This window comes from Ruegeria meonggei (assembly GCF_042768335.1).
In the GTDB taxonomy this organism is placed as follows: Bacteria; Pseudomonadota; Alphaproteobacteria; order Rhodobacterales; family Rhodobacteraceae; genus Ruegeria; species Ruegeria meonggei.
The window spans coordinates 2,081,707-2,098,705 of sequence record NZ_JAXHBT010000001.1 but is presented as its reverse complement, the minus strand read 5'-3'; the positions used below and the strand labels follow the sequence as shown (position 1 = coordinate 2,098,705).

The 16,999-nt window shown below is 56.4% G+C and carries 15 protein-coding genes; 3 read left to right on the top strand and 12 right to left on the bottom strand.

What is annotated here, in order from left to right:
* Window positions 1–40: 40 nt before the first annotated feature.
* The 4 genes from SJY13_RS10250 to SJY13_RS10235 all read right to left on the bottom strand — a co-directional run bounded on the left by SJY13_RS10250 (window position 41) and on the right by SJY13_RS10235 (window position 2,654).
* Window positions 41–415 carry a hypothetical protein gene (locus SJY13_RS10250; protein WP_377190645.1) on the bottom strand — a complete coding sequence of 125 codons (375 nt, stop codon included), beginning with the start codon at window positions 413–415 and terminating at the stop codon, window positions 41–43.
* A gap of 94 nt (window positions 416–509) precedes the next feature.
* Complete coding sequence (locus tag SJY13_RS10245) at window positions 510–695, bottom strand: helix-turn-helix transcriptional regulator (RefSeq protein ID WP_377190643.1); 186 nt, start codon at window positions 693–695, stop codon at window positions 510–512.
* 79 nt (window positions 696–774) lie between these two features.
* Window positions 775–1,509 (bottom strand): hypothetical protein, encoded by a 735-nt coding sequence (locus SJY13_RS10240; RefSeq protein ID WP_377190641.1) that lies wholly within the window; start codon window positions 1,507–1,509, stop codon window positions 775–777.
* Window positions 1,506–2,654: a tyrosine-type recombinase/integrase gene (locus SJY13_RS10235; RefSeq protein ID WP_377193603.1), complete on the bottom strand. Its 1,149-nt coding sequence runs from the start codon at window positions 2,652–2,654 to the stop codon at window positions 1,506–1,508. Before SJY13_RS10235 ends, SJY13_RS10240 begins: the two co-directional genes overlap by 4 nt.
* A gap of 261 nt (window positions 2,655–2,915) precedes the next feature.
* On the opposite strand from SJY13_RS10235, the gene SJY13_RS10230 reads away from it, so the two are divergent.
* Both SJY13_RS10230 and SJY13_RS10225 read left to right on the top strand, forming a co-directional pair.
* Window positions 2,916–3,170 carry a DUF6538 domain-containing protein gene (locus SJY13_RS10230; protein ID WP_377190639.1) on the top strand — a complete coding sequence of 85 codons (255 nt, stop codon included), beginning with the start codon at window positions 2,916–2,918 and terminating at the stop codon, window positions 3,168–3,170.
* Window positions 3,171–3,599: 429 nt separating this feature from the next.
* Window positions 3,600–5,435, top strand: a complete 1,836-nt coding sequence (locus SJY13_RS10225; RefSeq protein ID WP_377190637.1) for a type II toxin-antitoxin system HipA family toxin — start codon at window positions 3,600–3,602, stop codon at window positions 5,433–5,435.
* A gap of 577 nt (window positions 5,436–6,012) precedes the next feature.
* Here SJY13_RS10225 and SJY13_RS10220 read toward each other — a convergent pair.
* From SJY13_RS10220 to SJY13_RS10185, 8 genes are all read right to left on the bottom strand, one after another.
* The gene (locus tag SJY13_RS10220) at window positions 6,013–7,014 is read right to left on the bottom strand and encodes a HupE/UreJ family protein (RefSeq protein WP_377190635.1); all 1,002 of its coding nucleotides are present in this window, start codon (window positions 7,012–7,014) and stop codon (window positions 6,013–6,015) included.
* Window positions 7,011–7,841, bottom strand: coding sequence for a peptidylprolyl isomerase (locus tag SJY13_RS10215; RefSeq protein WP_377190633.1), 831 nt, complete (start codon window positions 7,839–7,841; stop codon window positions 7,011–7,013). The genes SJY13_RS10220 and SJY13_RS10215 overlap by 4 nt, the downstream gene beginning before the upstream one ends.
* A 164-nt stretch (window positions 7,842–8,005) precedes the next feature.
* A complete protein-coding gene (locus SJY13_RS10210; protein ID WP_377190631.1) occupies window positions 8,006–9,928 on the bottom strand; it encodes a DUF3604 domain-containing protein in 1,923 nt (640 codons plus the stop codon).
* Between the two features lie 234 nt (window positions 9,929–10,162).
* Window positions 10,163–11,173 (bottom strand): Ldh family oxidoreductase, encoded by a 1,011-nt coding sequence (locus SJY13_RS10205; protein WP_085821515.1) that lies wholly within the window; start codon window positions 11,171–11,173, stop codon window positions 10,163–10,165.
* Window positions 11,174–11,183: 10 nt separating this feature from the next.
* On the bottom strand, window positions 11,184–11,813 hold the full coding sequence (locus SJY13_RS10200; RefSeq protein WP_377190629.1) for a DUF3726 domain-containing protein: 630 nt from the start codon (window positions 11,811–11,813) through the stop codon (window positions 11,184–11,186).
* Entirely contained in the window at window positions 11,810–13,495 is a 1,686-nt protein-coding gene (locus SJY13_RS10195) for a hypothetical protein (protein WP_377190627.1), read from the bottom strand. Before SJY13_RS10195 ends, SJY13_RS10200 begins: the two co-directional genes overlap by 4 nt.
* Window positions 13,492–14,469, bottom strand: a complete 978-nt coding sequence (locus SJY13_RS10190) for a membrane dipeptidase (RefSeq protein WP_085821512.1) — start codon at window positions 14,467–14,469, stop codon at window positions 13,492–13,494. Before SJY13_RS10190 ends, SJY13_RS10195 begins: the two co-directional genes overlap by 4 nt.
* Window positions 14,469–15,914 (bottom strand): aldehyde dehydrogenase family protein, encoded by a 1,446-nt coding sequence (locus SJY13_RS10185; RefSeq protein WP_377190625.1) that lies wholly within the window; start codon window positions 15,912–15,914, stop codon window positions 14,469–14,471. The genes SJY13_RS10190 and SJY13_RS10185 overlap by 1 nt, the downstream gene beginning before the upstream one ends.
* Before the next feature lie 103 nt (window positions 15,915–16,017).
* Here SJY13_RS10185 and SJY13_RS10180 point away from each other — a divergent pair, with 103 nt between their 5' ends.
* Window positions 16,018–16,890 (top strand): LysR family transcriptional regulator, encoded by an 873-nt coding sequence (locus SJY13_RS10180; protein ID WP_377190623.1) that lies wholly within the window; start codon window positions 16,018–16,020, stop codon window positions 16,888–16,890.
* Window positions 16,891–16,999 lie beyond the last annotated feature (109 nt).

Sequence of the window (16,999 nt, the reverse complement as noted above, 5' to 3'; positions counted from 1 at the left end):
GCAACTGGTTGCAGGAACCGGGGCATTGCCCCAGTTCACCTCAATAAGCCTGATTAAACAGGGAATAATGTTCCGGCAGTGCCAAGACTTCACTCGATGCATCCAGTTTGGTTTTCTTTCGCCAAACGCTGATCAGAGAATTCCGGTTCCGGTGGTAGCTGATGGCTTTCCACATGACACGGGTTTTAGATCGCGCCCCAGAGTTCTGCTTCTGGATGATCCACTGGATATTATCTTTGCAACTGATGACGCGGAAACGGTCTACACGGGCGATTTCGTGAGCATAGTTATCTTGTGTTTCGCGGCGTGGCTTGCGCAAAGGCTTTTCGCTGAATTTCTTTTTTTCGTGCAACTGGTTGCACTGGGCAGTGTGAAGCTGGGCAAGGTTGGATTTCTGGATATTTTTGCTGGACATTTCGGGTCTCTCGGTTTGCCACAAGAGCCGGAAAGTGCTATTGTTCAACTGGTTAGATTGAGACAGCCCGTTCCCGGTTCGCTGGGACGGGCATTTACTCGGCACGGACTTCATCAAGACGGGCCAACGCCTCGGTCACTTCGCTTTCCTTGAAGCGAGGAGTTTTTCCGAAGAGAATAGGGGCGGGCAGCGTGCCATCGGCAACACGACGTTTAATCGTACTGCGGGAAGCTCGCAGGATATCCATAACTTCCTGATATGTATAATATTTATCGTGCATTAGGATGACTCCAGTTGATTTGTTGTGGAGCCAATTGAGCACATCTGCGCGATGCTGTTGTCACTAGCAAAGCGGGAAATTAGCGAACTTCTAGTGACAAGTTCAGTTTTTCCTCTCCTCCGGCTCTCTCAAGCGCGGCAAGGGCAGAACTAGGGAGTGTCTCAATAGAAAACACTTCAAACATTTCTTGGATGAACCGAAATATTGGTTGATTTACTCGGTTTCGCTGCAAGGTCTTGGGTACCTGTTTCCGGACTTCATCCCAGCGTCTTACCGTACCCGGGTTTAAGTGTTCTCGCCATATTTTGGAACATGCCCAAGCGACTGCTAACGCCTCATAGTCTTGCTTTACTGAAGTCGTCGCTTTGTAGTGCGGACGCCTTCTCAAGGTCTTCACGCCTTTTAGTAGGGAGTGTAAAGACGCTTTGTGCTGCCTAATGATGTCATTGTTAGCGGTCGCACCAGATTTACTCAGCAGTTTTAGCCAGCGCCGCTCTACATCAAGCCCCGGTCTAGCGGGCGTCTCAACATGCGCCCTTGGAGCATCAAGTTCAGGCGCTGCATTTTTCAAATCGAAAAGCGTGTCATCGTTTAGCTGCTCCATTATTGCAGCAGTCTTCTTCAGCGCCCGCTCTAGTTCTCGCAGGTTCTCAACATCATCGCTTTTATTGACCAACTGGTGTCTATGTCGATGGGCGAGAGCCACGTGAGAGGCAAAACTGTCGATTGGCCCACTTGCCCCCTTAGGAAGACTCTCGCAGTGACGTTCGATAACACTAACTATTGCGGCATGAAGCTCTTCGCTGTCGTTCATTTGTTCGCTAAGCGTAAAATGCTTCCACGCCCTCCAGTCACATGATCAGCCCATGTTTCCATGAGAACTCGCCGCTTTTCCAAGAAATCCGTTCGGCGATATGCGCGACCTACTTTACCATCGAACTTATGACCAAGGGCAGCCTTCGTCACCTCAAACGAAATGTCTTGAGTTTCCGCGCACCATGTGTCGAAACTTGACCGGAATCCGTGAGGGCGCTCAGACATGCCTCTGGTTCTCATTAGCTTTGACATGGTTCCGTCAGAGATGGTGCCCTTGCGCTCGCCCGGGAAAACACATCCTTCGCGTTCAAATGGGCGAACCTGCTCAAGAATAGCCTGAGCTTCCGAGGATAAGGGCACATTTAGTTCTTCGGTTTGCCCCAGCCGACCTTTCATAACATCCGCCGGAATAGTCCAAGTAGCATTCGAAATTTGTTCCCAGCGGGCAATTCTGATCGGCCCGGAACGCACTGCGGTTAAAATCAAAAACCGAAGGGCTAGGTGAGTCACTGACCCATCATCCAAGCTGCGATAGAAGTCCGGCACATCCTGCCAAGCAACCGACTTGATATGTTGCTCTGTGTGCCTCTGTTTACCAAGTAGGATTTTTGCTTTGTCCGTCACCGCCGGGTCCACATCCAAACCCATCGCCAAGGCGTGCTTCATAACAATTCCGAGACGGTTGATTGCTTTCGTCGCAGTTGGTGCTTTCTTGTGCCAGATTTTGGACAGGACGTTCTTCACGTCTTGTTGGTCGATCTCCTCAACGGGCGTTTTCCCAAGCTTAGGCAGAATGTGCAGTCGGAGTGGTGAGAACCACCGTCCGGCTTCACCGTCGCCCTTGAGTTCCGCCTTTTTCGCTTCAAATGCTGCGAGCGCAATTGTCTCCAAAGAATGATCTGCTTTTGAAGCCATGCGCTTCTCGCGTTCACGCTCTTTGATGGGGTCTTTGCCGCTGGTTTTAACGGAGCGCCAGCGCTGGGCAGCTTCTCTTGCCTGTTTTAGGCTTACATCTTGCAGTGAGCCGAGGCCCATTTCTTTCCTGCGTTGATAAATTGAATAGCGGTACACCCACTGTGCACCACCGTCTTTGCGTTGGATAAAATACAGGCCGCCACCATCACAGTGCTTGCCGGGCGGCAGCCCTTAAAGTTGGGCTGCTGTTAGTCGATTTATCGCTCCCATCAATCCACCATTCTATCCACCATATTACATGACATAACATGGCACACGGTGGGCAAAGGTGACACCATGAAGGCGGCATTTTTTCGTTAGCTTTCTGTTTCTTAGATGTGCACGATAATTCATGGATACCCGGTTATAGGCCGCCCCCGGGCACCATTCCCAACAGGTAAGCTACTGTTTCTCTTCAGCTTTAACTGGAGCTGACCAAGGGCGTAGTACATGCTGGAGAACAAAACCGTTCCCTTCTCATTTGTAAAAGCAGGGGTCTTCTACTTCACACGACGGGTCCCGAAAGACCTCGATCACCACTATACCACCGGAAAAATATCGTTCTCGCTACGGACAAGATCAGCGGCGGTCGCAAAGTCCCGAGCGCAAAGAGCTGCTCAGGCTCTTCGAGAGGCAGCTTGTGCACCACGACTGCCGTCAGCAAAGCCAGAAACCCGGCCTGTATCTCCGGCTCTAATTTGCTAGTGGTATCGATCATATCACGCTCGTTGATGCGTCTCTTCCAACATTCGCGAAGCATGCCGCTTGGGCTTCCTGTAAACAGCCAGTCCATGTCCGCCTCGTTTTCTTCGATCCATTCCATAAACGGCTCGGTTAAAGTCGGTTCATATCCTGCGGGTATGGCCACATTTAAAGGGCTTAAGCGCGCTAATGATTATCTTCATGGTCTTCAGGATCATGATCGGGCTGCCGCTTAGGCAGCCCTTTTTTTGACCACCATGATGATGAACACCATGGTGGTCATGTGCGTGTTTTTCTTGCTCTGGGTGATATTTGTTCTGGATGATGGATTCCAACTTACGCGTAATTGAAATACGGGAAAGTTAGAATAATTTGACATTTTGGGTGAAGTAGTTTAACTTTTGCGTAGGTGAAGTACGTGGAAGTTAGAAAATGCTCTATCTCGTTGGTGAAAACTTGGACAAGGCGCGCGCCCATTATCAGGCCGAAACAGGCCGGATCGTGCAGCTTATGCGTGGTATCTATGCCGATGCCGAAGAGGATGTCGATGGCACCGTGCTGCGTCACGCTGTGCGTATCGCTAACTATCTCTATCCGCGCGCCTATTTGTCTGCCGCTAGCGCTGTCCTGCTGGCACCCACCCGCGATGGACGCTTGTTTATTAGTGGTCCGCGCTCACAGCGCACCCGGATTAGAACGCTGGAGATCATTCAGAATGCCGCGCCAGCCCATCCTTCAACCGCGCAGGCTCTGATCGCGGATGGGCTCGGGGAATTCCGGATCGATGTGTCTTCGCTCCGGCACCGTTTCCTCGAAGCATTTCGTCTGCGCAGCGAGCACGCTGCCTCTATCGATGAAGATATGCGCGCCTCGCTGGCGGGTCGTTTGATCGAAGAATATGGCGACACCAAGGGAGCCGCTGATGCGCTCTGGGCGCTTGCGCGTGAAAATGAATGGTATCGCGAGGGCGAGCAAGCCGAGCGCTACCTCTCAAAATCTCCGTCACTGATTGAAGTGCGCAATGAAGCGGCCCTTAGTTTTGTCGTGGCCTGGCATGGGCAGTCCATCGGCGCGCTTCGTCATGATGGATTTGAGTGGCGCTGGCAGCCTGAAAAGGGACTTGATCTACCCTTGGTACAGCAGCGCACGCCGGGGAAGTTGCCGCCGTTCATTCTCTCGCTATTGCCCGAAGGCTGGTTAAAGCGCGTTCTGAAGGTAAGTGATGAGCGCGCGCTGTTACGGTCAGGCAAGCGTTACATGTCGAATATCACGATCAGCTCTGATCCCGGTGAGATCGCAGCGTTACCGGCAGACCGGCTTTCCACCCGCCTAAATAAATTTTGCAGCGAAGGTGTGTTCACTGGTCTCTATGAAGGACCGGCGCGCGGTGATATCGAGCAGAGCTTCGAAGATAATCTGGCGCGCCTGTTTGCAAGTGCCCAAACGCCGCGCCTGTCTGGCGTTCAGATTAAAGCGCCGATGTTTCTTGATCCGCAGGGGCGTCTCATTCCCAGTACAAGCGAGCCCTTTACGCACATTCTAAAGCCTGCTGGCACTAGCGGGTTTCAGGCGTTACCGATCATAGAATTCTTATCAATGAGTTTGGGGCAGGCCGCCGGGCTTGACGTACCAGCCATCGCATTGACCGGCATGCCGGATAGTATGCCGCCAGCTCTCATTGTGGAGCGTTTTGATATCCGTAGCGGCGATAGTGATGAGCGCCAAATTGCGCTCGAAGATATCTGCTCTGTTCTCGATCTGCCCCCTGAAGCCAAATATGACAGCACAATCGAAAGGATTGCGCGCGCTGTGCGCCCGCTTTCCACCGCGCCCCAGGAAGATTTATTGGTGCTACTGAAGCGCGCGCTGTTTGCCTGGCTCATTGCCGACGGAGACATGCATCTTAAGAACCTTGCTTTGCTCAAGATCGCAGAGCCGGGCGCTGATGGTTTTAAGAGCGTGCGTATGGCACCGCTCTATGATGCGGTCACCACGCGCGTCTTTCCAGGACTGGAACATGATCGCATGGCCCTAAAGCTCGATGGCAAAGATGATCGGCTGCGCCGCGCTGACTTTCTACGCATGGCAGCGACTGCCGGAATTCCCGCAAATGCGGCTGATGCCGCTATGGATGATCTGGTGGCAGCTCTTGCGACCGGCTTGGATCAAATTGTTATGCCGGAAGTCCCCAATCTCGATGCTGAACTGACTGCCAAAGCCGAGCAGATGCTGGAACTATGCCGCGAGCGTCTTGAGGCTTGGCACTAGGACTGGTTCAAATTTTGGCCAACGGAGATTGCGTTGCGCGTTTGGCATCGGGCAAAACAGTTTGAGCGCGTCCGGTTTGACCGGACCGGGCTCTCATAAACCAAGCCCGTCATTTGGTGCGGTCTTGGCCATCCGGCGTCGATCCCTCGTGCTTTCCTCGTCGGTCATTTGTTCATTCCCTTTAAACCAGAGCCGGTAGGAGCGGCGGGAGTCTCGTTGCTATGACCTGCAGTATCGTGGCGTATTACTGATCTGATCGGCAAGATGCCGGGCCTGCGCTCTGTGCTCGGGCCAATCCAGAAGCTCACCCATCTCGATCCTGCCGTGCGGTACCGCAAAGAAAGTGATGAACTCAAACGCCGCCATGGGTGAGGGCGATGATGGCTCCGGCGAAGCGCAATTGAGCGCCTTGCACTAGTGGGACAGTCAGCCGGAATTTCCTAAGAACCTACGGAACATCTTGAGTGTCCCACCGATGGCTAAATTATTGATTTATCTGTTCAGTGTGATGCCGCCCCCGACACCATTTAGACATCGTATTAGGCTGGTCAGAAACAGGCGACCCTCGCCGGGAACGTCAAAAGCCGCTGATACGCTCAACAAGCCAGTAAACAGACACACAGCCAATGGCGTAACCAGCAACGGGTGCGGCGATTGAGTGAAACTGTGCAGCGATAGGCGGCGCTACGGTGCGCCACGTAAGGATTAGCAGGGACAAGGTTCCGATAAATGCAAGCTGGCCACCCTCGACACCAACGTTGAAGGCAAGAAGCGCCGCGGGGATATCTTGCGGCGGCAACCCGATTTCAGACAAGGCACCCGCAAAACCAAGCCCGTGCAGCAGGCCGAAGCAAAAGCAAACGATCCAGGGGTATTGCTCTGATAACCTGAGCTTTCCCTTTTTGTGTTTGAGTATTTCCAGCGCCAGAAACACGATCGACAGTGCGATTATGGCCTCGACCGGTGCGGCTGGAACTTTCAGAATCCCCAATGTGGCCATGGCCAAAGTAATCGAGTGTGCAACTGTGAAGGCCGTAACTGCCCCAACAAGGCGCCAAGGGTCACGCACCAGGACAAACAGAGCGACGACAAACAATAGGTGATCCCACCCGGCCAGAATATGTTCGAAGCCCAATTGGAAATAGCTGACAAACACGGTCCAGGTTGACGGATTGACGGGGATTGTCAGAGCCGGTGATTTGGGGGTGAACCGCAGGGTTACTGTTTCAGAATTCAGGGGCTGCAGGCGCAGCAGAACTTCGTTTTTCTGTCTTCCCAGGCCATCGATGGTCACTGTTTGGCCCGCAATCTCTGCGTCGCATTCGGCGACCCAAGTGGACACCCAGGCCGCACCTTCTGAGATTGGTTCCGGGCTGCGGCCGGGCTTGCAATGCTCGGGCAGTACCGCCCCAATATTCATGGGCTGGCCTTTTACATCAGGAACACGCCACAGAACTTGCCAGGTGCCGTGTGCCAACTGGCGCAGATCCAGGTACCCCGGGTCCAGCGCGTGGGCCTTTCCGGCCTTTGGCGCACAGATCAGACTGAGTGCCAGAAATACAAAGACCGCGGCTCTCACTGTTCGTCCTCTTGAGGCGTCGGCGTCTCGATTTTGTAACGGGCGGCAAAACTTTCGTATTGGGCCTGTGCCAGATCGTCACCGGCCTCACGACGCCACTCTGACACAACCGCATCGCGGATGTCGTCAAGCGGAGGCAACTGCCCGGGTTGCATCTGCGTGACCCGGACAAGGTGCTGCCCGTACCCGGATTGGACCGGGCCGGACCAGAGTGAGGGCTCCAGGTTTTCAAGGTTGGCTGAAAACCCGCGGCCAAAGGTCGAATCCACAACACTTGTCACCGACAAGGGCATGGACCGCAGCAAAAGAGACGGCACTCCTAGGTTGGACCAGTCTTCCCCGGCTTCCAGTGCCAATAGCGCTTGTGAGATGTCGTCCGGCTCGGGCGCGTCGCCCAGATAAACTTGATCAAAGGCAATCAGAGAGGGGGTTGTAAACCGCGCCGCGTTCTCGTCGAGGAACGTTTGCAAATCAGCATCTTCCGGGGTCACGGACGAGGCGATGGCGCTGGTCAGGAAGTCCATCTTTTGGGCCAGTCGTGCGCGGACAACCTGATCGCCGCGATCCAGGCCGAGGTTTCGGGCCTCGCGAACAAGGACCTCTTCGCGGATCAAAGCATCTATCAACGCCTGAAACTCTGCTTCGTTAGGCGTGCGCTTCCAGCTTGTTTCGAACCGGCTGGTCAGCAGGGCGATGTCATCTGCGTCAATGGTGATCTTTTGGATGTCTGCAGGCACATCGTTTTCGGAAGAAACCAGATGGAACCAGCCAAAGATGGCGAATCCGATCAGAATGAAATGAAAAAGTGGTTCTTTGAGAATGCGCATAGGCAACCCTGGCTCAGGAAGTGTTAGACATCAAATCGTTGGCTTGATCCGTTGGATCTGCCATGCGGAAACCCCGTGTATTTATTGGAACTATCAAGGGGCAGAAGACCTTCCCAGAAGGAAGGCTTTCGCCGCCGGAATAGCGGTTTTCCCCGCTGGATCAATCACGCGCCCGGTGTGTACCAGATTGGGGACGAGTAAGCCCTTTCCTGATGGGTCAGCTGTGCCTCTTCCGGCAGGTCAATTCCGAACCGAAGTTTATCATACAGCACCCAACGCGGTGTCGGAATTTCAAGAACCCGCACGTAATAGAAGGCCCGCGCATCCGGATCGAAATCAGGGTCTGTCCAGATCGTCAGCAGCTCTGAGGCGCCGATTGTGTTGCTCCAGCTTGCGGCCTCAAGATCAACAGTATTGCCTACATCGGGCAGATTTCCATCAGCGTCCAGCGCGCGATTATCCGACCAGGCGACGTTATAGACTTGCTCCTGTAATTCTCCGTTGGCATCCAGCCAGCCTTTGACGACCTGAACCCGATCCAGGTTTGCTCCGATCGGGTCGCGCAGGGCACCGATCAGAAACTTGGGCGCGCCATCTCCTTCACGCGGGCGCAGGTCGCTGCCCATTGGCACGCCTTTGGTATAGCCGACATCGGCCACCAGCCGGGTCAGCAGGTCTTCGTCGGCAAAGTCCCATCCCCCGAAGAACCGCAAACCGATTCTAGGGCCGGTCGTGGCGTAGGTTTCCCGGCGTTTGAACGCGTCGAAAATGGCAGTGCGGGTGTTTTCGGACGCCCAAACGGCGGTGTATCCCGACGCGACGAGTGTATGGCCCTCAAACGCCCCCAGCTCGCTTTCAACGAACGGATGCAGGACTCTCGTGGCGGACGGTTCAGCACTGACGGATTTGCCGAAATAGTTTTCCTCTTCGGCGGTTGCCAGCGACGTATGGCTGTCTGTTGCACCACCCATACCGAACTTATAGGGGTTCACACCAAATTTCTCTTCCAGCGCCAGACCGCGCTTGAGAGCTTCTCGGGCGTATTCCCCGGCCAGCATGTCTTCGGTTTTCAGTTCGGTGATATCGAGGTTGCCGACATCCCAGTTCTCATAGTCGGCAAACGGATCATCCGGGCTTAGGTAAGGATGAGCTTCGCCATCCCCCTTGATCTGTGTGACCTCGTAATGGGGCTCCCACTTGGCGCGGTTTTGTACGTATTCTTCGTCCACCTTGCCGCCGTGATAGGTGTCTTCTGTCGGGAACATCCACCCATTGGACAGGTTTCCGTTATGGGCGAAGGCAACGGCCCGACCGCCCGTGTTGGCCTGGTATTCCTCTAGCCATGCGTACAGCGCTTTTGGGTCTGTGTCGCCATAGGGCGGCTGCGTGACCGGCGGCACCATCTGCAACGCCCGGATCGGGCCATCGCGCAACATAACGTTCCGATGCAGGTTGAACCCTTTGGGGACCGAGGTCCACTCAAAGCCAATAAACGCGGTAAAGGTTCCGGGGTCGTTGTGGCGTTCTGCGGCCAGCACGATCTGTTCCCAGGTAAACGCAAAGGCGTCAGCACCGGGGCTGTAGGATTCCAGCAATACCTCGGGCAATGTCATTTGAGAGAAGTTGGTGATGATATCAAAGGCTGCCTTGGCTGCGTCTTCACCGCCGGCCATATAGCCCGCATACCATTGCAAACCCTTCGGATCGGCAAGAACCCCGGGTTTTCCCGCCTGCAAATCCGGAGCAAATCCCATCAGATCCGTGTGATCGGTAAGCACCATCCAATCCAGGGGTCGCGCCAACCTGACCGGTTGGCCAGTCGACGAAATGACTTGTTCACCCTTAGCAAATCGCCATGCCTCATCGGGCAACAAAGTGTTGCCAAAGGCTCCGGCATCCAATGAAAGCCCAGTATGCAGATGTGTGTCCCCCCAAAACGGACGTTCCGGGAACGAGCGGTTGGCATAGGGTGAGAAGGGTCGCTCGGCAAAGGTGCCTTGCACAGCTTCTTTGCTTGGTACGGCGTCTGCCAGAACACTTGCTGGGTTATAGATCAGAACCAACAAACAGGCGTAAAATCGAAGCATAAGAACCTCCCAATTCCATGGCATCACGAATCCGCTGAACGGCTTTGTAGTGTTATATTCTGATTTGATGATATCATGGGGTTGGGAAACCGCGGTAGATTTTTTCTTATTCGTGTTTTGAAACAGTCAGAAAAAATGCCCGACTTCTCTTTTGAGTGAGAAGCCGGGCGTCTGGGGTTTGTCAAATTTACGCCTGACGGGGCGCTGTTGTTGGGACAACATTGCGGTGTTTCGTTAACTCAAGATGGCCTGAATTTTGTCCAGAACAGCCGAATTCACTGCGACACCGTCTGTTTCTGCCAGAATTCGTTTGGTGCGTCGCCCGTCCCCTGGCAAGTGCGCGCCGTTTTGTGAGTGGATCGCGCCGACCAGCTCTTCCAGGCCAGACACAAAAGCGTCGCCAGCTGTTGCGGTTGGGTCAATGGCGATAAAGAACTGACCTGTACGCGGCGGCCCACCGGCGGTGCCGGAGAACGGCGAGGCGTTCAGACCCAGGGTCGCGCCAGTCAGCGCAGCGGCCATCACCTCGGTCAGCAAGGCAACGCCGACGCCTTTGTATCCGCCAGACGGCGCCATTGAGCCCTTGAGCCCGACATTGGGATCGGTGGTTGGATTGCCATCTGAATCCAGTGCCCAACCAACGGGGATCGGTTTGCCTTCGCGGGCGTGTTTCATGACCTCGCTTTTGGCAATAGTGCTGGCGCTTTGGTCGATCAGCAGGGCGGGCTGGCCATCTGTTCCCGGGGCCGCGACCGAGAAAGGATTGGTGCCGACAACCGGTTTTGCGCCACCAGACGGTGCAATAGATGCGGGCGCGTTGGTAAAGCCCAAGCCAACCAGCCCGGCCTGTGCCAGCCGGAAGGTGTGATATCCCAGAACGCCGCAGTTATAGCTGTTGCGCACTGCCAATGCGGCAATGCCCTGTTCACGTGCTGCTGGCATCAGGGCCTCGAACCCCATGTCAATCGCGGTATGTGCGAACCCGGTTGCAGCGTCCACATTCACTACGCCCGGACGGGGCTGAGACAGAACCGGTTGAGCAGAGCCGTCGACCTTGCCGCACTGAACATGTTCGCAATAGATCGGGATGTAAGCCAGACCGTGGCTGGCAACACCATCCGCCTCGGTGGCTGCTGTGGCAACGGCCAGCGGGCGGGCATTTGCCTCGGTTGTGCCAGCAGCGACCAGCGCGCGGAAGGCCAGATCTTCGATTTCAGCAAGGGTCAGGGTCCGGGTTTCAACCATGTTCAATCTCTCAGTCATTGTCAGACAGGCCCGCACCGGCCCCGCGCAGGCGGGATTCCTCGGTTGCGGGGGCATAGGTTCGGTGGGCAAAACGGTTCAACGTGGTCCAGTCGGTGGGATCGGGCGTTGCCCGCGCCTGCTGTTGGACGGTGCCGGTCAGGGTCCCGCCAACTCTGACGGAAACGGTTTTCGCGTGATCTGGCGTAGTGCTCGGATTGGATATGGCAAAGCCATCGGTCACGATGTCTGCCCCATCAAAGGTGACGGTAATGCAGGATTTCAGCAATCGCGCTGCGTTTGCCGCAAAGGGTAGCAACAAGATGGGCATTGCAAGGTTGCTCAGTGAAACAGCAGAGCCGGTGATTTGTTGTGCGCGATCGGACACCGCTGGGCCCGCTGTCAACGGGCAGAGCATGCTTTGACTGATCCGGTCGTCTTCGTTCATATCAGGCGCAGGGGCTCCTGGTGGTTTCACCAGATCAAGCTGTAGCAACCGTGCCAAAGCGCCAACACCGTCTAAACCCTGCGCGCACAGCCAGCGGGTGGCTTTTGCGGCTTCTTCCGCATGACCCCAGCTATAACCAGCGCCCCGGGCAGCCCGCTTTGACGTGGATTCGACTTCGTTAAGGGAAAAGCTCATGCCGCGGGCTCCGGATAGACCCACAAATCCGCCGTCTCTGATGTCAGGTCTTCGGGGTAGGGGGCACCGGCATACATGCAGATACGCACCCAGCGGTCCGAGCGCGGGTCGAAATGTGTGGCTCCAAAAAAGGAAAGCTTGGCGCGCAGCATGTCGATGGGCATGACACTGGCGCTGATCGTATTGTCACGGATTTCACCGTATGGGGCGACGCGCCCGATCTGCGCCCGTCGGATCGTGTGGCGATGTTCGGGATGACGCGTCAGGAACTCTGCAATTGGCACGTCGTCGTGCCAGTCGCTCAATGCAGCAAAGGCGCTGGCTGCATCCCGGGCCGGAGCCAGAGGTTGCTCATAGTCGGCAATTGGTTCTTCGAACCGTTCTCCCAGCCGGGGTTCCAGCTTTTCCTCGGATACGTACCAAGCGCGGGCGCGGTTGGCCTCGGCAGCCCAGTCCAGATCAAGTGCCCAGCCAAAGCTGGCCTGGATCAGAGCGCGAACCTCGGCCACTGACATGGCACCGTCGATGACCTGCGCCTGCGTGTTGCTGTCGGCCATACAGCTGGTCAACCCGTCCACCAAATCGCCGTAGGGCTCAAGGATCAGAGAGGCGAGCAGCTCTTGACCCTCTTCGCTCAGCGCGGTCTCGGACCAGCGGATCAACCTGTCCCAGGGGTGATCCTGTGTCAGGTTGTTCTGGTCCAGATATTCGGTGATGGCCAGAAGATCACTGGTCAGATCGGCCAGTTTCTCGATTTGGATCGGATGCTCGGACTGCCACCAGGACATTGACAACCTAGAGCGCGCAAAGGTGTCGCGAAATTGCTTTTCTTCCGCTTCGGACGCGGTCGGCAAGGACCGCACGCGCGCAATGGCTTCTTCGCGGACCATGATCCAGTTGTTGAACAGCACCGGATGGTTGACGATGAACGGGGCCATCCCCAGCCCGGTCGAGTTGCCGATCCCCAGCCAGCGGGCGATTGCGGGATCCAGCTGCGCAGTTTGGTCCCCGCCCTTGGCTCGCGCCATGTGCTGCACCAGATCTCGGACAAAAGTGCGGGTCAGATAGACCGACAACATCTCGGTTTGGAAAGGGGCATTCAGCTCGGGCCGCGCTGCGGTTTTCTCACGGTCGGCGGCTCCGAATTTACCCGACCCGTAAACGGCGGTGGTACGCATCAGATAGCCGACCTGATAGATCTGCTGAACGTCCGGTTGCTGTCCGGCGGCGAGCTGGTCGACCACATGTGCCCAAAGCCGGACTGAGCGGTTTGCACGCGACAACGACAACTCATTTTCACTGACGCGCCCGGCCTCTTGCAGAGGGACGTTTTTGGACAGGCGGTCGATATCGTCGGCCGTCGGGATGCCGTCGAACAGGGTAAAGGTGGCGTCCCAGGCCTCGGCAATGACCCGGTCCGAGCGTTGCTCGGGCGGCAGGTCATGGGCAAAGGCAACAAGGGAATACGCATGTGTGAGGCCTTGCGCGGTGTATACCGCATGGCCCACGCCGTTGGCGTCGATGTCAAAGACAGGGCGGCTGAAGGTCCAGTTTTCCTGCGCCATGCGGCGGGTCAGTTGGCGCATGAAGCTGAGCCGACACTGGTGCAACGACCCCAACCGTGACAGGCGCATAACCTGCGCGGGGTCGCGACGCGGGATATGAGCGCCAGCTGAGTTCATGCGGTTTGTGGCCCGAAGTTTTCAGCAAAGAAACGATACCAGTTTCCGCCCATGATACCTGAAACCTCGTCCTGGTTCATGCCCGCGGCGCGCAGCCCTGTTTCGATATTGCCAAAGTCACGGTTGTCCTGGAACCAGCCGGGCATTGGCGGGAAACCAGGGGCCGAGGCTGAGCCTTCGCCATAGTCGATCTCTTTTGTCCAGCGCCCAACACGCATCCATTCGACGATGCTGTCGGGTTGATCCTGGCACAGGTCTGTGCCGATCCCCAGGTGCTGGGCGCCATATTTGTCCGCAGTGCGCGCGATCATTTCGCAGAAGCTTTCAACAGTGCAGTCGGATTTGTCCTTGAGGTGATGAGGATAGACCGAAAAGCCCAGCATCCCACCCTTTTCCGTCACTGCCCGGATCACCTCTTCCTTTTTGTTGCGCAGTGCGGGCGACCATTCGTGCGGGTTGGCGTGCGTGATGGCTATCGGACGCTCGGACAGATCGGCGGCTTCGATGGTCGACCGGTCAGCCGAATGGCTCATGTCGACCACAAGGCCCACACGGTTCATTTCCCTGATGACCTGTTTGCCCATGCGGGTGATGCCGGTGTCTTCGGCTTCGTAACACCCGGTCGCCAGCAGTGATTGGTTGTTATAGGTCAGCTGCATGAACCGTGCGCCCAGATCGTGCAGGATCTCGACCAGACCGATATCGTCTTCGATGGGCGAGGGGTTTTGAAAGCCAAAAAACACTGCTGTCCGGCCCGTTTCACGTGCGATGTCAATATCGCTGGCCCAGCGGCCTTTCATGATCAGGTCGGGATATTGTTCAAACCAGCGGTTCCATTTCTCAAAGTTCAGAACCGTTTCCCGAAAGTTCTCGTGATAGGCGATGGTGACGTGGATCGCGTCCACGCCGCCTTCGCGCAGTTGCCGGAAAATCTTTTCCGACCAGTTGGCATATTGCAGCCCGTCGATGCGCATCAGACCGGGTTCCCCGCGCTGATATATGCGGTTTTGACGGTGGTGTAGAATTCAGCCGCCGCTTTACCCTGTTCGCGCGGACCGTACGAGCTGTCGCCACGTCCACCAAAGGGCACGTGATAGTCGGTGCCCGCGGTGGGCAGGTTGACGGTGACAACACCGGTGCGGGCGTTGCGCCGGAAATGCGTGGCCCGGGCGAGGCTTTGTGTAACGATACCCGAAGTCAGGCCAAAGTTGGTGTCATTGACGACACTCAGCGCCTGTTCATAGCTGTCCACCTTGATGACCGAAGTGAGCGGCGCAAACATCTCTTCGCGGTTGATGCGCATATCGTTGGTAGAGTTCAGGAACACACCGGGCGACATGTAATAGCCGTCATGCGGCATATCCAGACGCAGCCCGCCACAGGCCAGTTCTGCCCCTTCGGATTTGCCCAGATCAACGTAGGCGAGATTTTCGCTCAGCTGCTGTTGGCTGACGATCGGGCCCAACTGAACGCCTTCTTCCAGTGCGTGGCCCACTTTCATGGCCTGTGCGCCCGCGACGAGTTTCTCGACAAAGGCATCATGTACGCCTGCGTGGACCACAAGCCGCGACGACGCAGTACATTTCTGACCCGAGCCGCCAAAGGCACCGCCAAGCGCCAGTGTCACGGCCAAGTCCAGATCGGCGTCGTCCATCACAGCCAGCGCGTTTTTCGAGCCCATCTCCATCTGAACCTTGGTCAGGTTCTGGATCGCGGCTGCGGCGATGCCTTTGCCCACAGGAACCGAGCCGGTAAAAGAAATTGCGTTGACCTTGGGGCTTTCAACCAAACGCTGACCAATTGACCGGCCCGAGCCCATCACCAGGCTGAACAGGCCTTTGGGGATGTCCTGACGTTCAATGATCTCGGCCAGCGCCACGGCGGATGCAGGGGTGATGTTTGCCGGTTTCCAGACCACCGCGTTGCCGTAACACAGCGCTGGCGCGATTTTCCAGGATGCGGTGGCTGTGGGGAAGTTCCACGGGCTGATGATGGCCACTACGCCCACAGCCTCGCGCCGAACGTCGACCTCAACGCCGGGGCGGACGCTGTCGGCATTCTCACCCAGTTGGCGCAGGCATTCAGCGGCGTAATAAGTAAAGAACTGACCGGCGCGATACACCTCGCCCTTGCCTTCGGCCAACGGTTTGCCTTCCTCGCGGGACAGCAGAGTGCCCAGCTCTTCGGCGCGGGACATCAACTCGTTGCCGATATTCATCAGAACGGCTTGTTTGCGCTCCATCCCGTAGGCGGCCCATTCCGCCTGAGCCACTTGCGCCTGATCCAGTGTCGCGTCCAGCTGATCAGCGCCGGCCTGCGCAAACATGCCAACCAAGTCGCTCAGGTCCGATGGGTTGCGGTTTTCAATCTCGGCTTCGCCTGCCAGCCATTCGCCAGCGATCAGGTTCAGTTTGGTCACGGTGCCCCCCAAAGGTTCACAAAAGGATTTGGCACAGGATGGCCTTTTTGGGCAATATCAGTCAAACTCAATTAAATTGATTTGACTTCAAAAGGATTGAAGTATGGCCTTGAAGATCGAAACCCTGCGCTGCTTTTGTGTGGTCGCACAAACCGGCAATCTGGTCGAAGCGGCAGACCGGCTGGGGCGCACGCAGTCCGCCGTGTCCATGACTCTCAAGCAGTTAGAGGATCATCTGGGTAAAAAGCTGTTCGAGGGAGAGCGTAAAAACCGCCTTTCGGCTTTGGGTCAGCAGGTTTTTGAAACGGCCCTGAAGCAAGTGCGCCAGTTTGATCAATCTGTTCTGGATATCGAAGCAGCGGCCAGTGCCGAGCAGGGGTTGTTGCGTATCGTGTCCGTCCCCTCGGTCGCGGCGCTGGTGTTTCCTAGCGTGCTCGCTCATATGACTCGGTCCCATCCCGGGTTGAAGATCGAACTGCGCGATACCGATACCCAGCAGGTGCTGGATGCGCTGGTCGAAGGCAAGGCGGATATCGGGATCGCATCAGGGCACCAAGCCCTGAACAATGTGCGGGCGGTGCCGCTGTTGCAGGACCGGTTCGGCCTTGTCTGCGCCGCGGACCACCCCTTGATCGCGCGACCTGATCCGCCGAGCTTGGCGGATGTGACATCGGTACCGTTCATCCGGAACGCGCTGTGCGATCTTATTCAGTCACAGCGATTTCTGGATGCCATCGCCCGGGCTGATGTCACGGTACACAACACGCATTCGCTGATCACGATGGTACGCACGGGGGACTGGGTGACCGTTTTGCCGCAAACGGTGGCCGAGTTTATCCCTGAAGCCACCGCCTTTCGCCCGATTTCTGATCTGAGCCATCAGCGACAGGTCTACCTGTATGTCAGCGAGAGAACCCGGTTCCAGTCCCTCGCTGACGAAGCCGCAGAGTTCATTCTGTCGCAAAGCCTGGGCTAACCTTGTGGGGTGAATACCCGTCAGCCCTTTTTCACGTCATCCTATACCTCATGGCCACTGGGGCAGCGATCTGCGGAAAGAAAACTCGGTCCGCTCTTTCGCTGCCCTC

What these genes read in the sequence shown, in the direction of transcription:
- SJY13_RS10250 (WP_377190645.1), bottom strand. Translation starts at nt 415, where the DNA reads ATGTCCAGCAAAAATATCCAGAAATCCAACCTTGCCCAGCTTCACACT.
- SJY13_RS10245 (WP_377190643.1), bottom strand. Translation starts at nt 695, where the DNA reads ATGCACGATAAATATTATACATATCAGGAAGTTATGGATATCCTGCGA.
- SJY13_RS10240 (WP_377190641.1), bottom strand. Translation starts at nt 1,509, where the DNA reads ATGAACGACAGCGAAGAGCTTCATGCCGCAATAGTTAGTGTTATCGAA.
- SJY13_RS10230 (WP_377190639.1), top strand. Translation starts at nt 2,916, where the DNA reads ATGCTGGAGAACAAAACCGTTCCCTTCTCATTTGTAAAAGCAGGGGTC.
- SJY13_RS10225 (WP_377190637.1), top strand. Translation starts at nt 3,600, where the DNA reads ATGCTCTATCTCGTTGGTGAAAACTTGGACAAGGCGCGCGCCCATTAT.
- SJY13_RS10215 (WP_377190633.1), bottom strand. Translation starts at nt 7,841, where the DNA reads ATGCGCATTCTCAAAGAACCACTTTTTCATTTCATTCTGATCGGATTC.
- SJY13_RS10210 (WP_377190631.1), bottom strand. Translation starts at nt 9,928, where the DNA reads ATGCTTCGATTTTACGCCTGTTTGTTGGTTCTGATCTATAACCCAGCA.
- SJY13_RS10205 (WP_085821515.1), bottom strand. Translation starts at nt 11,173, where the DNA reads ATGGTTGAAACCCGGACCCTGACCCTTGCTGAAATCGAAGATCTGGCC.
- SJY13_RS10200 (WP_377190629.1), bottom strand. Translation starts at nt 11,813, where the DNA reads ATGAGCTTTTCCCTTAACGAAGTCGAATCCACGTCAAAGCGGGCTGCC.
- SJY13_RS10195 (WP_377190627.1), bottom strand. Translation starts at nt 13,495, where the DNA reads ATGAACTCAGCTGGCGCTCATATCCCGCGTCGCGACCCCGCGCAGGTT.
- SJY13_RS10190 (WP_085821512.1), bottom strand. Translation starts at nt 14,469, where the DNA reads ATGCGCATCGACGGGCTGCAATATGCCAACTGGTCGGAAAAGATTTTC.
- SJY13_RS10180 (WP_377190623.1), top strand. Translation starts at nt 16,018, where the DNA reads ATGGCCTTGAAGATCGAAACCCTGCGCTGCTTTTGTGTGGTCGCACAA.